13 protein-coding genes are annotated in these 14,392 nt (G+C 71.2%); 8 read left to right on the top strand and 5 right to left on the bottom strand.

The annotated features are described in order from the left end of the window. Nucleotides 1-8 precede the first annotated feature (8 nt). Nucleotides 9-782, bottom strand: a complete 774-nt coding sequence (locus tag ACFQ6S_RS36370) for an MHYT domain-containing protein (protein ID WP_383419247.1) — start codon at nucleotides 780-782, stop codon at nucleotides 9-11. 152 nt (nucleotides 783-934) lie between these two features. On the opposite strand from ACFQ6S_RS36370, the gene ACFQ6S_RS36375 reads away from it, so the two are divergent. Then, nucleotides 935-1,534, top strand: coding sequence for a class I SAM-dependent methyltransferase (locus ACFQ6S_RS36375; RefSeq protein ID WP_383419249.1), 600 nt, complete (start codon nucleotides 935-937; stop codon nucleotides 1,532-1,534). An 18-nt stretch (nucleotides 1,535-1,552) separates the two neighbouring features. On the opposite strand, the gene ACFQ6S_RS36380 is transcribed toward ACFQ6S_RS36375, so the two are convergent. Then, nucleotides 1,553-2,308 carry an alpha/beta fold hydrolase gene (locus ACFQ6S_RS36380; RefSeq protein ID WP_383419251.1) on the bottom strand — a complete coding sequence of 252 codons (756 nt, stop codon included), beginning with the start codon at nucleotides 2,306-2,308 and terminating at the stop codon, nucleotides 1,553-1,555. Nucleotides 2,309-2,444: 136 nt separating this feature from the next. Here ACFQ6S_RS36380 and ACFQ6S_RS36385 point away from each other — a divergent pair, with 136 nt between their 5' ends. From ACFQ6S_RS36385 to ACFQ6S_RS36400, 4 genes are all read left to right on the top strand, one after another. Then, nucleotides 2,445-2,969 (top strand): PadR family transcriptional regulator, encoded by a 525-nt coding sequence (locus tag ACFQ6S_RS36385; protein WP_383419253.1) that lies wholly within the window; start codon nucleotides 2,445-2,447, stop codon nucleotides 2,967-2,969. Nucleotides 2,970-3,106: 137 nt separating this feature from the next. Continuing rightward, nucleotides 3,107-3,403 (top strand): hypothetical protein, encoded by a 297-nt coding sequence (locus tag ACFQ6S_RS36390; protein ID WP_383419255.1) that lies wholly within the window; start codon nucleotides 3,107-3,109, stop codon nucleotides 3,401-3,403. Between the two features lie 136 nt (nucleotides 3,404-3,539). Further along, nucleotides 3,540-4,436, top strand: a complete 897-nt coding sequence (locus tag ACFQ6S_RS36395) for a hypothetical protein (protein WP_383419257.1) — start codon at nucleotides 3,540-3,542, stop codon at nucleotides 4,434-4,436. Nucleotides 4,437-4,718: 282 nt separating this feature from the next. Next, the gene (locus ACFQ6S_RS36400; RefSeq protein WP_383419259.1) at nucleotides 4,719-6,113 is read left to right on the top strand and encodes a tannase/feruloyl esterase family alpha/beta hydrolase; all 1,395 of its coding nucleotides are present in this window, start codon (nucleotides 4,719-4,721) and stop codon (nucleotides 6,111-6,113) included. A 3-nt stretch (nucleotides 6,114-6,116) separates the two neighbouring features. Here ACFQ6S_RS36400 and ACFQ6S_RS36405 read toward each other — a convergent pair whose 3' ends face one another. After that, the gene (locus ACFQ6S_RS36405) at nucleotides 6,117-6,299 is read right to left on the bottom strand and encodes a hypothetical protein (RefSeq protein ID WP_062704261.1); all 183 of its coding nucleotides are present in this window, start codon (nucleotides 6,297-6,299) and stop codon (nucleotides 6,117-6,119) included. Between the two features lie 300 nt (nucleotides 6,300-6,599). Between ACFQ6S_RS36405 and ACFQ6S_RS36410 the strand changes: the two genes are divergently transcribed. The 3 genes from ACFQ6S_RS36410 to ACFQ6S_RS36420 all read left to right on the top strand — a co-directional run bounded on the left by ACFQ6S_RS36410 (nucleotide 6,600) and on the right by ACFQ6S_RS36420 (nucleotide 12,296). Continuing rightward, nucleotides 6,600-9,452: an SNF2-related protein gene (locus tag ACFQ6S_RS36410; protein WP_383419262.1), complete on the top strand. Its 2,853-nt coding sequence runs from the start codon at nucleotides 6,600-6,602 to the stop codon at nucleotides 9,450-9,452. Next, nucleotides 9,449-10,723, top strand: a complete 1,275-nt coding sequence (locus ACFQ6S_RS36415; RefSeq protein ID WP_383419264.1) for an SWF or SNF family helicase — start codon at nucleotides 9,449-9,451, stop codon at nucleotides 10,721-10,723. The genes ACFQ6S_RS36410 and ACFQ6S_RS36415 overlap by 4 nt, the downstream gene beginning before the upstream one ends. Nucleotides 10,724-10,949: 226 nt before the next feature. After that, on the top strand, nucleotides 10,950-12,296 hold the full coding sequence (locus tag ACFQ6S_RS36420) for an esterase-like activity of phytase family protein (protein ID WP_383419266.1): 1,347 nt from the start codon (nucleotides 10,950-10,952) through the stop codon (nucleotides 12,294-12,296). A 77-nt stretch (nucleotides 12,297-12,373) separates the two neighbouring features. Here ACFQ6S_RS36420 and ACFQ6S_RS36425 read toward each other — a convergent pair whose 3' ends face one another. Together ACFQ6S_RS36425 and xylA are read right to left on the bottom strand one after the other, a co-directional pair. Next, a complete protein-coding gene (locus ACFQ6S_RS36425; RefSeq protein ID WP_383419268.1) occupies nucleotides 12,374-12,610 on the bottom strand; it encodes a hypothetical protein in 237 nt (78 codons plus the stop codon). Nucleotides 12,611-13,046: 436 nt separating this feature from the next. Continuing rightward, nucleotides 13,047-14,213 carry a xylose isomerase gene (xylA, locus tag ACFQ6S_RS36430; RefSeq protein ID WP_383419269.1) on the bottom strand — a complete coding sequence of 389 codons (1,167 nt, stop codon included), beginning with the start codon at nucleotides 14,211-14,213 and terminating at the stop codon, nucleotides 13,047-13,049. Between the last annotated feature and the right edge of the window lie 179 nt (nucleotides 14,214-14,392).

Genomic DNA, 14,392 nt, shown 5'->3' on the forward strand with positions numbered 1-14,392 from the left:
CCGCGCGGCTAGCCGGGGACGCTCTGTGCCGACTGCTTGGCCGACCCGGACTCCTGGCGCTCGCCCGTCGTGGGCGACAGCGCCACGAAGGCGGAGGTCAGGAAGAGGTAGGACCCGAGGCCGACGGCGAGGGGGAAGATGAACTGCATCGCCGTGGCCCCGGGCAGGATCAGGTCGGAGGGCGTGACGTCGACGCCGACCGCGAACATGCCGGTGTAGTGCATGCTGCTGACCGCGGCCCCCATGATCAGCGAGGCGATGGTGACGGCGACGGGCGACTTGATGTTGAGCGCAGCCCACAGGGCCGCCGTCGCCGCGACGACGGCGATCAGCACGGAGAGTCCGACGAGCAGCGGGTCGTAGGTGATGTCGCCGTGGAGTCGTACGGCGGCCATGCCCAGGTAGTGCATGCTCGCGACGCCGAGCCCGGTGGTGAGTCCGCCCAGGAAGAGCGCGCGGGTGCGGTCACGGCTGTAACCGACGGCGAAGACGCCGGCGCAGACGACGGTCATGGCGACGAGGAGGCTCAGGATGGTGAGCGGCACGTCGTAGCGGATGTCGGTGCCGCTGACACTGAAGCCCAGCATGGCCACGAAGTGCATGGTCCAGATGCCGGTGCCGATCGCCGAGGCGGCGGTGACGAGCCAGTTGCGGCGCGACCGGCCGGTGGCGTCGAGGGCGCGGACGGTGCAGCGCAGGCCGAGCGCGGCGCCTGTGCAGGCCATCACGTACGACAGAGCGGGGGTCAGCCAGCCGAGGGCGGCGTGGTCCAGGTGTCCCATGGCCCCGGGACGCTAGCCGGGGCAAGGGCGCACGAAGGGGGCGCATTTCGAAAGCTGTTGGAATATGACGTGGATATGCACCGGAACGACCGCCTCACGCTCGAACGTGTGCACAGCGGCGTCATCCGTGCCGGTGAGGGATCATGCGGAGCATGAGCGACGACCACACACATGTGCAGGAGTTCTTCACCGCCCGTGCCGACGGCTGGGACCGCAAGTTCCCGGACGACGGGCCCGCCTACGCTGCCGCGGTCGCCGAGCTCGGACTGCGCGCGGGATCTCGGGTGCTGGACGCGGGATGCGGCACCGGTCGCGCCCTGCCGCCGCTGCGTGCCGCCGTGGGGCCCTCGGGAGCGGTACTGGGGGCCGATCTGACCCCGGCCATGCTGGAGGCCGCCGTACAGGCCGGACGGGACGCGGACGGGCAGTTGCTGCTCGCCGACGTGGCCGCGCTGCCGCTGCGGTCGGAGTCGCTCGACGCCGTGTTCGCGGCCGGCCTCATCGCGCATCTGCCGCATCCCGCCGAGAACCTGCGGGAGTTGGCCCGGGTGGTGCGCCCCGGTGGCATGCTCGCACTGTTCCACCCGATCGGCAGGGCGGCGCTCGCGGCACGGCAGGGGCGGCAGATCACCCCGGACGACCTACGGGCCGAGCCCAACCTCCGGCCGCTGCTGGCCGGTTCCGGGTGGCGCATGACGACGTACGCCGACGAGAACGACCGCTTCCTGGCGCTGGCCGTACGGGAGTCCTGACGGCTCAGCCCGGCCGGCTCAGTCCTGTCCGGCGACGACCGCGGCGAAGGCGTCGGGGTTGTCGAGCATGACGTTGTGGCCTGCGCCGGGCACGTTCACCACGCGTACGCCCGCCTCCTCCAGGGCTTGCCTGCCCGCGAGTTCACCGCTCGACTCGCCTTGGAGGAACACCCGGTCGATCGCCAGCCCCACAAGGATGTCGCGCATGATCGGCACGGAGCCGCGCCTCAGCCCCACGGCACTGCGATGCAGCGCTCGCGGGTCCGCCAACCGCATGGTCGCCGCCCACGCCGGCCCGATCGCCTCCAGCACGCGCGCGTGCGCCTCTTCGACGAAGGTCTCCTCGTCATAGACGGTGATCGAAGCGCTCCCTGCGGCGGGCGGGGGCGAGGCGTCGAGGTTGGCCTCGGTGAGGAGCAGCCGGGAGACGAGGTCGGGGCGGCGGTGGGCGAGCACGATGGCGACGGAACCACCCATGCTGTGCGCGATCAGCTCGGCGCCGCTCAACCCCGCCGCATCCAGCGCCGCCGCCAGCGCGTCGGCGTGCTCCTCCAGCGTGTAGCCGAAGCTCTCGGGCCGGTCACTGATGCCGTGACCGGGGAGATCGACGAACAGACTTCGCCGCCCCGCGAGCTCGGGCCGGGCCGCGATGTGGGCGTGGTACACGGAGGAGACCGACCCCAGTCCGTGCACGTACACGCGCGCGGGCTCCTCCCCCGGCGTCTCCGTCCAGCGGATGAGACTGCCCTTGCCGTCGAAGTCGGCCTGCTTCATTGCGCCCCCTGGGAGTCGTTTCAGCACTCACTACTCGAACTATATACATCGTCGCCGAGGTATCAAGTATCCGATGTACCCAGACACAGGTGTACGCGGACTCCGATGTACAACGAAGCCGGGAGAGAATGTGGACATGCTTGAGCTCGCCATCCTCGGATTCCTCTGCGACACCCCACTCCACGGCTATGAGCTGCGCAAACGCATCGCGGCACTGACGGGGCACGTGAAACCGGTCGCCGAGAGCACGCTGTATCCCGCGATCAAGCGGCTGGAGAAGGCCGACCTGCTGGCGCGGACCACGGCACCCGGGTCCGTGGCGGCTCCGCGCCATGTGCTGACACTGACCGAGGAAGGACGACGGGAGCTGCGCCGCCGACTCGCCGAGCCGGACCCGCGCGACATCAGCGACGAGAACCGGTGGTTCACCGTGCTCGCATTCCTGCGGCACCTCGACGACGCGGCCGCCCAGTCCGCCGTACTGCGACGTCGGCTGGCCTTCCTCGAGGAGCCCGCGAGTTTCTTCTACGACGGCGACCGCCCGCTGGGCGCCGAGGAGCTGGACGACCCCTTCCGCCGCGGCATCCTGACCATCGCGCGGGCCACGTCCAGGGCCGAACTCAGATGGCTGCGGGAGACGATCGCCTCACTCGACGACTGAGTCACGATCATCGAGGGCCGGGAGCCGGGGACCCTTCACCGCGTCGTCCCCCTTCTGTCGCCGGGACTCCAACTCTACGTTGATTGCCAGGAGATGGGCGATCAACCAGGACAGCCAAGAGGGGGATGGTGGTCAGTATGTGGGGCAGGGTGCGCAAGGCGTGCGCGAGGTTCTTCGGTGCCTTTCGCTCGGAACCGGACACCGGCGGGGACCGGCGCACACACAATCTGTTCGAGGCAGCCGCCGTGTACGTGTCGGCCTGCGCGGAGGACGACCAGGACCAGATCGACGAGGCCACCGGCTGGGTGTCTCCGGAGGCACTGTCGTTCGGGGTGAGCGAGCTGGCGTGCCGCGCCGTCATCGCGCTCGCCCAGGAGCGCGACGAGTCGCCGCAGACCGTGGCCCGGTCGCTGCTCGGGCTCCCGGCCGCCTGACAGTGTTGGCAAAATCGCGGTCGATTCGCCCCGTCCGGCCGGAAAACTGCAGCTCGGGTGCGCCTGGGAGTCGTGACAAGCGGCTTCCGGTCGCACTAGGGTGCGCGCCGATGGACGAACCGATGGGGAGGCTGGGATGGCCGGGACGGACGAGGAGGCCGTCGCCGCCGCGGACGATGCGCTCTATGTGCTCACGGCGGTGTTGCTGACGCCGGCGAAGTTTCCGAGCGTGCTGGGCGACGACTATCCGGAGGCCTGCGCGGCGCTCGGCCTCGCGCCGCTCGCCGACGGCTACGGCCTGGTGATCGGCCAGGACGGCGACGGCGCCCGGTGGACGGTCGTCATCGACGACGTGTCCCTGGTGGCCGTCGCCATCGCGTCCTGGGACTGCGGCATGGAGTACGACCTGTCACCCGACGAACGCACGGTCGTGGCCGCGCTGCCCGGCTGGCCGCTGGCGGTCGCCGTCGCCGCCCCCAATGTGCCCGCGCCGCACGATCCCGCCCCCGACATCGCCGACGGCCCGCCGCTGACTCCGCCGGACACGAGCGTGTGGGGCGCGGCTCAACGGCGTCTGGGTGCCGACGAGATCGCACTGCAATGGGCGATCTGGCGGGAGCAGATCGACGACGCCCAGTTCGCGCCGGGCGGCGCGTCGGAGGCCGCCGCGACCTCGGACGAGAGCGAGGGCGAGGGCGCGGAGGCCGCGAACGCCGACCAGCCCGCGAGCGGCGACAAGGGTGAGAACGCCGAGGGCGAGGGCGGCCACAGCGGCATCCGGCGGGTTCTCGCGGAGGCTCGGGCGTACGTCGACTCCCCGCCGCCCCTCGGCCGCGTCCGGTCCTCCTTCGCCCCGGGTGACGCGCGGACCCTGCGCGCGGACGGCCCCGGCTGGTCGCTGGTCGCCAGGACCGACGACATCGCGTTCGTGCTCCTGGACGACGAACCCGGCGAGGTCCTGCCGGTAGGCCGTGGACCGGAACTGCCGGGGCTGCTGGACGCCCTCGACAAGATGGCCGTCCGCCCGATCTGAGCCGGGCGGAGGGTGGCGCGTCGGCAGGACGCTAGGTGTGGGGTCTCGGCACGGCTGCGGTGCCGGGAGCGCGACGCATCGCGCCTTGACCCCAGGGCCATCGGGCTCATGGTGGCGACACTGCGGGCCTTCTCCAGCGGTCCTGTCCCGAGGCCCCATCTGACGGCGGCGTTCCATGTGGCCCCAACCCATGGATGGCGCGGAGGCGGACCCGCACCATGAGGCAGCTTTCGCGATTCCGCTCTCTCATGTCACCCGTATCTCCTCTGCCGGGAGACCGCCATGCGCCTGTCCAGGGCTGTTCCGATCGTCGCCGCCACGCTGCTGGCCACCGCCCTCAGCGGACCGACTCCCGCAATGGCCGAGGCAGTTGGCGAGGAGCACTGCGGGCACCAGGATCGCGTACGGGCACCCGGCGCGGCCTTCCAGCAGACCGTCTGCCTCCCGGATCTGACCACGGCGGGGCTCGCCGGTACGCCCTACACCGACACCGCCGACCAGGCCGGTCTGACGGCACGGGGCACCCGGACGCCGTCCGGGGTTCCCGGGGTTCAGATCGACGGCTACTTCCCTGACTCCTCTCGGTTCAACAACACCCATGGCTGGCGTCATGACGCGCAGTTCGTGATCCGGCTGCCGGACCGCTGGAACGGCGGGCTGGTCGTCACCGGGGCCCCCGGCACCCGCAGGCAGTACGCGACGGACAAGGCGATCTCCGACCAGGTGCTCGCGCTGGGCTACGCCTACGCGGCGACCGACAAGGGCAACAGCGGCTCCGACTTCTACCGGGACGGCAGACGGCCCGGTGACGCGGTCGCCGAGTGGAACACGCGCACCACTCAGCTGACGCGGGCCGCGCGCAAGGCGGTGGCCCAGCGCTACGGCCACACTCCGCGACGCACGTACATGACCGGCATCTCCAACGGCGGATACCTGACGCGCTGGCAGCTCGAGAACCATCCCGAGCTGTACGACGGCGGCGTCGACTGGGAGGGCGCCCTGTGGACCGCGGACGGCCCCAGCCTCCTCACCTCCTTGCCGACGGCCGTGGCCCGCGTGCTCGGCTCCGCACAGGATGAGGACCTGTACGCGGTCGGCTTCGCACGTGGCTCCGAGTTTCTGTGGCCGTATCACGAGCAGGCCTACTGGGGGGTCACCCAGAAGATCTATCGCGCCGAGTTCGACCCGGCCTATGACCCCGGCTGCCCTGGCCCGTCCGCCGGGAGCACGCCGGAGCAGATCCTCGCGCCGTGCGCGTCCGACGCCCGGTACGACTACGCGTCCCGCCCCGCGTCGGTCCGTCGCGCCGTGGAGCGCGTCGCCCTGACCGGGCGCGTCGGCCGACCGCTGATCACGCTGCACGGCGATCTGGACGCGCTGCTGCCGAAGGCGGCCGACTCCGATGTCTACGCGCGGATGATCGACGCGAGCGGGCGCGGGTCACTGCACCGCTACTACACGATCGCGGGCGGCACGCACGTCGACGGGCTGTACGACACCTACCCGGACCGGCTCCGGCCGATCCTGCCCTGCTACCGGTCGGCGTTCGACACGCTGGTCTCCTGGGTGGAGCGAGGCATCCGACCGCCCGCGGACCGTACCGTCGGCAGGCCCGCGAGCGGGGATGTGCTCAACTCCTGCGCGCTGTCCACCCCTGTCGCACCGGCGGCCAGGTGAGGATCAGCGCCCCAGTTCCTTGCGCGTGGCACGGCGCAGCCTGCGCCGCTGTGACGGGTCGAGCGTGAGGTACGCGGCGGCCGGGACTCCCAGGACTATCAGGAGCGCGGCCCACCACGGCAGCCAGATCAGCAGGATGAGACCGGCCGCCACACCTCCTGCGGCGATCTTCGCGTTCTTCGACATGTGCGTCGCCTCCTTCGCGGCCACTGCCGCTCTCTGACCTGAAAACGGGTCCGCGTTGCCGGCGGTTCCTAATCGCGACCCTGAGACGACCCTGAGGTGCGGCCCCTACGGGTTGCGAAGGTCCGGGGACGGCCGATGCGCCGGCTCCACCCGGTCGAGCCCCGGGCTCCGCACATGTGAGATACCCATACCGAACACGGGTGACCCAGGTCACAGCATAGGCAAGCCGGAACGCTTCCGAGTGCTGTACCCTCGACCACTCCAACCCGGGTAGTCAAATTTGAGGAGTGTCGCAGAACTGTGCCGAGGCTTCCCGAGGCAACACCGTCCGAGATCTCCGAACTGGCTCTTTGCCGTGCGGTCTTCGTGCCCGGTGATCCGGCGCGCACCGGCCGGATCGCCTTCTGGCGCGCCGACGGCGGCGCCGTACCACCCGTCGCGTCCGGATCCATCGAGGATCTGGACGTCGTTCTGCCCGGCGGCGACGGTGTCGAGCTGGTGCGCGTGCCGGCCGTGCTCCTCCCGGTCCGTGCCGCCCTGCCCGCGCTCGCGCGTGCGCGCACCTTCGCGCAGGCGCCCCGAGCGGGGGCCTTCTGGGGCACGGCCGCCGTACTGGCCCTGCAACTCGTGGCACGTGGACTGATGTTGCCGGGCCTCTCCGCGGACGATCACGACGCCTGGCGCGTCGGTCCGCTGCGCCCCGAGGACGTCGAACGCATCCGTGCCCTCGCCGCCGCCATGCCACCCGAAGCGCACGCGGTACCGCTCAGCGGCGTGCAGCCGCTGAGGCTGCCGGTTCCGGAGCTGCTGCTGCGGGCCTTCCTGGACGCCGTCGCCGACGCGCTGCCACGCTCCCCCGCGGCGACGCTCGTGACGGGCGGGCCCGCCTACGCGGCGCGGGAGCCGCAGCAGGTACCCGCGCTGCGCGCGTGGGCCGCCGATGTCGCCGCGGGCCACGACGCGGGCGTGCGGCTCTCGCTGCGGCTCGAGGTACCCGGCCTCGCCGAGGTGACGCAGGACGATACGGCGCTGTCGTTCCGGGCGGTGCTCCAGGTGCACAGCGTGAGTGATCCGACGCTGGTCGCGGACGCCGCCGACGTGTGGTCCGGCTCGGACGGGTTCGGCCCACGCGCGCCGATGGACGCCCTGCTGGCGCTGCGACGCGCGGCCCGCGCCTGGCCTCCACTCACTCCGCTGCTCTCGGCAGCTGTACCGGACGTCGTGGGACTCTCCGACGAGGAGGTGACCGACCTCCTGGGGGCGGGCGCGCGGCATCTCGCCGGGGTCGGCGTGGACGTGCACTGGCCCAGGCAACTGTCCCGCGAGCTGACGGCCCGCGCGGTGATCGGTCCGCCGGACGACGAGTCCGCGCCCGGCAGGATCTCGTCGGACACACCGTCGTTCCTGTCCGCCGACGCGCTGCTTGCCTTCAACTGGTCGTTCGCACTGGGCGACCGGCGGCTCACGCGCGAGGAGCTGGACCGTCTGGCGGAGGCGAACCGTCCAGTGGTGCGGCTGCGCGACCAGTGGGTTCTCGTCGACCCGCACGAGGTGCGCCGGGCCCGTGCGCAGCAGGACCACAAGGTGACGCCCATCGACGCGCTGGGTGCCGCGCTCACGGGCTCCACCGAGGTGGACGGCCGGCAGGTCGAGGTCCGGCCCACGGGTTGGCTGGCGGCGCTGCGAGAGCGCCTCGCGGACCCCGAGGGACTGGAGCCGGTGGGCCAGCCGCCCGCCCTCGCGGCCACGCTGCGCGACTACCAGCGGCGCGGCCTGAGTTGGCTGGCCCGCACGACGTCCCTGGGTCTGGGCTGCTGTCTGGCCGACGACATGGGCCTGGGCAAGACGATCACGCTGATCGCGCTGCACCTTCACCGGCAGTCCGACGCCTCGTCCGCCGGCCCGACGCTGGTGGTGTGTCCGACATCCCTGATGGGCAACTGGCAGCGCGAGATCGAGAAGTTCGCGCCCGGCACGCGCGTGCGTCGCTTCCACGGCTCGCGGCGCGACTTGGACTCCGTCGCGGACGGTGAGTTCGTGCTGACCACGTACGGCACGATGCGCCTGGACGCGCACCGGCTGGCCGAGGTGCCCTGGGGCATGGTCGTGGCGGACGAGGCTCAGCATGTGAAGAACCCGTACTCGGCTGCCGCGCGGGCGTTGCGTTCCATCGGCGCACGCGCGCGCGTGGCGCTCACCGGCACCCCGGTCGAGAACAATCTGTCGGAACTTTGGGCGATCCTCGACTGGACGACCCCGGGCCTCCTGGGCCGTCTCGGCACCTTCCGCGCGCGCTACGCCCGGGCCGTCGAGGGCGGTCGGGACCCGGCCGCCGCGGAACGGCTCGCTCGGCTCGTACGCCCGTTCCTGCTGCGCCGACGCAAGTCGGACCCGGGGATCGCGCCGGAACTCCCGCCCAAGACGGAGACCGACCGTGCGGTGTCCCTCACCACGGAACAGGCGGGTCTGTACGAGGCGGTGGTCCGCGAGACGCTGGCGGAGATCTCCGAAGCCGACAGCATGGCGCGGCGCGGAATGATCGTGAAGCTGCTGACGGGCTTGAAGCAGATCTGCAACCACCCGGCGCAGTTCCTGAAGGAGGAGCGGCCGACGATCGCCGGACGTTCGGGGAAGCTGGAGCTGCTGGACGAACTGCTCGACACCATCCTCGCCGAAGGGGCGAGCGTCCTGATCTTCACGCAGTACGTGCGGATGGGACGCCTCATCGAAGAGCACCTGGCGGCCCGTGGGGTGCCGACGCAGTTCCTGCACGGCGGGACACCGGTGGCAGCGCGCGAGGCCCTGGTGGAGCGCTTCCAGGACGGTGAAGTGCCCGTCTTCCTGCTGTCGTTGAAGGCCGCGGGCACCGGCCTGAACCTGACCCGCGCGGAACATGTCGTGCATTACGACCGCTGGTGGAACCCCGCCGTCGAGGCACAGGCCACCGACCGCGCGTACCGCATCGGCCAGACCCGGCCCGTGCAGGTGCACCGGCTGATTGCCGAGGGCACCATCGAGGACCGCATCGCCGACATGCTGAGCCGCAAGCGTGAGCTCGCCGACGCGGTGCTCGGCGCGGGCGAGGCGGCACTCACCGAGCTGACGGACGCGGAGCTGGCCGATCTGGTGGAACTGCGAGGGGGCACGCGATGACTCGGTACGACGGTGACATGGAGCGCACCTTCGCGGCGCTGCCGCCCGCGCACGGGCGAGGGTTCGCGCAGACGTGGTGGGGTCAGGCCTGGTTGAAGGCGCTGGAGGACACCGCGCTGGACTCGACGCAGCTCAAGGCCGGTCGCAGACTCGCGCGGGCAGGAGCGGTAGGGGCGGTGTCGGTGCGTCCGGGGCGCATCACGGCCGTGGTGCAGGGCCGCGACCGTACGGCGCACCGGGCCGATGTTCTGCTGGAGGAACTGACCGCGGACGAGTGGGACCGCTTCCTGGACATGGCCGTGGAGCGGGCCGGGCATGTCGCCGCGCTGCTGGACCGCGAGATGCCGCCGCACCTGGTGGAGGACGCGGCCGCCACGGGCATCGAACTGCTGCCGGGCATGGGCGATCTCGAGCCGCAGTGCGGCTGCGAGGCGTGGGACCACTGCGGACACACAGCGGCCCTCTGCTACCAGGTGGCACGGCTGCTGGACCAGGACCCCTTCGTCCTGCTGCTGATGCGCGGACGGGGCGAACGCGACCTCCTGAACGACCTCCAGGCCCGCAGCGCCGCGCCCGACGCCGGCGGGCCCGAACCGTCAGAGCCCGAGGGCGTGGACGCCGCCGAGGCCTATGCGACGGGCGACATCCTCCCGTCGCTGCCCGCCCTGCCCGAGCTGCCCGCCGAGCCGGGAGTGCCGCCGTCCCTGGACACCGAGACCCCTCCCGCGCCCGGTGTCGATCCGGCCGCCTTGGAATTCCTTGCCGCCCGGACGGCAGCGGAAGCGCACCGCATGCTCGCGGAGGCGCTGCGGACGGATCCGGAACAGCACATTGCAGACATGGAGTTGAATCTCGAACAGGACGCCGTGCGCCTCACCGACGGCGCTCCCCACACGAGCGTGACCGAACGGCTGGCCGACGGATCGGGGCGCGGCCGGGAGGGGTTGGCGACGGCTGTACGTGCCTGGCAACTCGGCGGTGTCTCCGCGCTGTCCGTGCTCGACGAGGAGTGGTCCGTCGAGGGCGAAGCGCTCGCACGCGCGCGTGCCGCCCTGGAGTCGGCCTGGGACGAGGAGGAGCGGCCTGCCCTGCGGGCCCAGGGCAACCGGTGGACGGTCGTCGGCACACCGGGGCAACTGCGCCTCGGGCGGGACGGACGCTGGTGGCCGTACCGCGAGGAACGGGGCCGCTGGGTGCCGGCGGGAGGCCCCGCGCGGGATCCGGCGACGGCGCTGGCGTCGGTGCGGCACACGGAGGAGGAGCAACCGTAGGACCGGCCCGCAGCGGCAACGGCGTGGGTGACGGGCACCGGAAAACCCCCATCGCGCGGCACCACTCGGGACGAACGGGCTTGATTTCTGGGCGAGTTCATGCCCCTGTCGGCGTCTTCGGCTCGCCGAGCGCCCGTCGTTCCGCGTTCACCTTCTGGTCGTCCGGTGTTCCGCGCGGGCTCCAAATCTGGCCGCTGTCAGCGAACTTGGTCCTCAGGAGGCCCGAATGTCCCCGCACGCCACAGGCAGGCGCCGTGCTCACCGTTTCGTCGCAGGGGGCGTACCCCTCGCCGTGATCGCGGCACTTGTGGCTGCCGGCCCCGCAGCCGGCGCCGGGGACGGGCACGGCACCGCGCACGTCGTGCGTACGGCCACTCTCGGAGACATCCCGCTCGGCGCGTTCAGCAACGCGCTGCTGCCCGGCACCGTGGGCGACGACCGGAGCGTGGACCTGGGCGGCATGGGCAGCGACATCTACCCGACGGGCCGCAAGGGCGAGTTCTGGACGGTCACCGACCGCGGGCCCAACGGCCAGATCAAGGTGGACGGCACGAAGCGCCGTACGTTCCCCGTGCCGGGCTTCGATCCGGCGATCGTGAAGATCCGGGTGACGGCAAGCTCCGTGAAGGTGCTGGACGCGATTGCGATCACGACGGCGTCCGGCAAGGCCGTCACCGGTCTTTCGAACCAGCAGGGACGCGACGAGGCACCGTACTCCTACGACGCGCGGACTCCTCTCACGTACAACCCGAACGGACTGGACACCGAGGGCATCGTCCGGGCCGCCGATGGGAGTTTCTGGCTCGTCGACGAGTACGGACCCTCCCTGGTGCACGTCTCCGCGCGCGGGAAGGTTCTCACGCGGTACGTGCCCCAGGGGCTCGGGCTCACCGGCGCGGACTACCCGGTCGTGGAGGCGCTGCCCTCCGTGCTGCTGCACCGGAAGATCAACCGCGGTTTCGAAGGGCTCGCCCTGCTGCCGGGCGGCGACCTGGTGATGGCCGTGCAGAGCCCGCTGTCCCTGCCCGACACGGATGCCGGAGAGGCGTCGCGCACGACACGGCTGATGCGCTTCTCGCCGAAGAAGAAGGCGATCACCGCGGAGTACGCGTACCGCTTCGACGCGGTGAACGTGGTGGACCCGAGCGAGGACGACACCTCCGAGCTGAAGATCTCGTCGGTGGTGGCCGTCGGCGGGAACCGGCTGCTGGTCGAGGAGCGCACCGACAAGGCCGCGCGGGTCCAGCTGGTACGTCTGGACCGCTCGGCGAACATCCTCGGCAGCCGCTGGGACGACGACACGACGTCTCCGTCGCTCGAGCAGCTCGACGACCCGGCGACTTCGGGCGTGCCGGTGCTGCGCAAGCGGCTGGTCGTCGACCTGGGCACGGTCGCCGGTGTGCCGGGGAAGATCGAGGGCATCGCGCGCGTGGACCACGACACGCTTGCCCTGATCAACGACAACGACTTCGGGATGACGGACGGCGCGGGCGCGTTCGACGACGAGGGCCGGCTGGTCGACAGCGGCATCGAGACGTCCGTGACCTACGTACGCCTCCCGCACGGCATCTGACGTCGGACTCACGACGAACGGCACGCGTGCGTGGCCGTCGGGGAGCGGTACGCGCGCGTGCCGCTCCTTTCGGGCTCCTACGGCAACTCGTCCGCCAGCGACGGCAGCAGCGACTCCAAACCGCTCGGCAGATCACTCGGCAGCTCGGTCGGGAACCCCGACGGCAATGACGTCGGCAGGGAGCTCGGCAGTCGGCTGGGCAGTTCGGTCGGAATGCTGAAGGACGGCTTGGGCGAGCCGCTCGTGCTGCTCCCGGCAGGCGGATTGTCGTCGGGTGAGTCGTCGCTGCCCGATGCCATCAGCACCACGGCCACGACGGCTCCGACGACCACTATCGCGAGAAGCAGGATGACGAGCGGACTGCGCCGCCGTCCCGGTCCGCCGCCTGAGTCAGGCGGTTCCGAAGGCGGCCAGCCACCGTACGCGGGCGGGCCGCCGTCCCCCGGAGGGGGGCCGTATCCTCCCGGCGTCCCATACCCCCCTGCGGTGGGCGGTCCGAAGCCGCCACCCGGAGGTGGCGTGTCACCCGGCGGTCCTGGCGGCTGAGGCGGTACGGGCGGCATGGCCATACCGTCCAGAATCGCCGCGTACGGCGCAAGGCGCGACCCCCACACGGGAGTTAATACGCGCCCAAGCCACGGACCGCACGATTCCGGAACATTCCGCGTCGGGGTCGATCTTCATGCCGCACCGCGTGCGACCGGTTCTCTCGACCTGGGGTCACACGCGGTCGGGCATACACACGTGGCCTCAGCCGCGCGCGCCCAGCAGGTGATCCATCGCCAGCTGGTCGAGGCTCTCGAAGGCCATCCCGCGCGCGGCGGCCGCCTCGACGTCGAACTCCTCGAAGGCCGTACGGTCCGCGAGCAGCGCCTTCAGGCCGTCCGGCGCCGTCGGCTGCGCCAGCTCGTCCAGACGTGAGGCACGCAGCGCCTCCTGGACCTCCGGGTCCGCGCGGAAGGCGGCCGAACGCTCCTTCAGGATGAGGTAATTGCGCATGCAGCCCGCGGCCGAGGCCCACACGCCGTCGAGGTCCTCGGTCCGCGGCGGCTTGAAGTCGAAGTGGCGCGGGCCGGCGTAGCCGGCGCTCTCCAGGAGGTCGACCAGCCAGAAGGCGGCACGCAGGTCGCCGGCGCCGAAGCGCAGGTCCTGGTCGTACTTGATGCCGGACTGGCCGTTGAGGTCGATGTGGAAGAGCTTGCCCGCCCACAGGGCCTGCGCGATGCCGTGCGGGAAGTTCAGCCCGGCCATCTGCTCGTGGCCGACCTCGGGATTGACGCCGTACAGCTCGGGGCGCTCCAGGCGCTCGATGAACGCGAGCGCGTGGCCGACGGTGGGCAGCAGGATGTCGCCGCGCGGCTCGTTCGGCTTGGGCTCGATCGCGAACTTCAGTTCGTAGCCCTGGGAGGTCACGTACTCGCCGAGGAGGTCGAAGGCCTCCTTCATGCGGTCGAGGGCCACGCGCACGTCCTTGGCGCCGCCTGACTCGGCGCCCTCACGGCCGCCCCAGGCCACATAGGTCTGTGCACCGAGTTCGACGGCGAGGTCGATGTTGCGGATCGTCTTGCGCAGGGCGTAGCGGCGCACGTCGCGGTCGTTGGCGGTGAAGCCGCCGTCCTTGAAGACGGGGTGCGTGAAGAGGTTGGTGGTGGCCATCGGCACGGTCATGCCCGTCGCGTCGAGAGCCTCGCGGAAGCGCTTGACGTGCGCCTCGCGCTCGGTGTCCGAGGACCCGAAGGGGATCAGGTCGTCGTCGTGGAAGGTGACGCCGTACGCGCCGAGCTCGGCCAGGCGCTGCACCGTCTCGACCGGTTCGAGGGCACGGCGGGTGGCGTCGCCGAAGGGGTCCCGTCCCTGCCAGCCGACGGTCCACAGGCCGAAGGTGAACCTGTCGTCGGGGGTGGGCTGGTAGCTCATGTCGCGGCTCCTTGCTTGCTGACGACTGCTTGCACGACTCGCTACGACTATTTCGTCATGGCGCTTTACAAATTAGTATGCCCACGCGTCCCTGGGAAGGGACAAGATGTCCCCGAAGGGGTGAGGTCCGGGCCGTGACACTCCGGGCACTCGCAAAACAGCAGGTCAGATCCCGCGAG

The sequence above is a fragment of the Streptomyces sp. NPDC056479 genome, assembly GCF_042795335.1.
GTDB lineage: Bacteria > Actinomycetota > Actinomycetes > Streptomycetales > Streptomycetaceae > Streptomyces.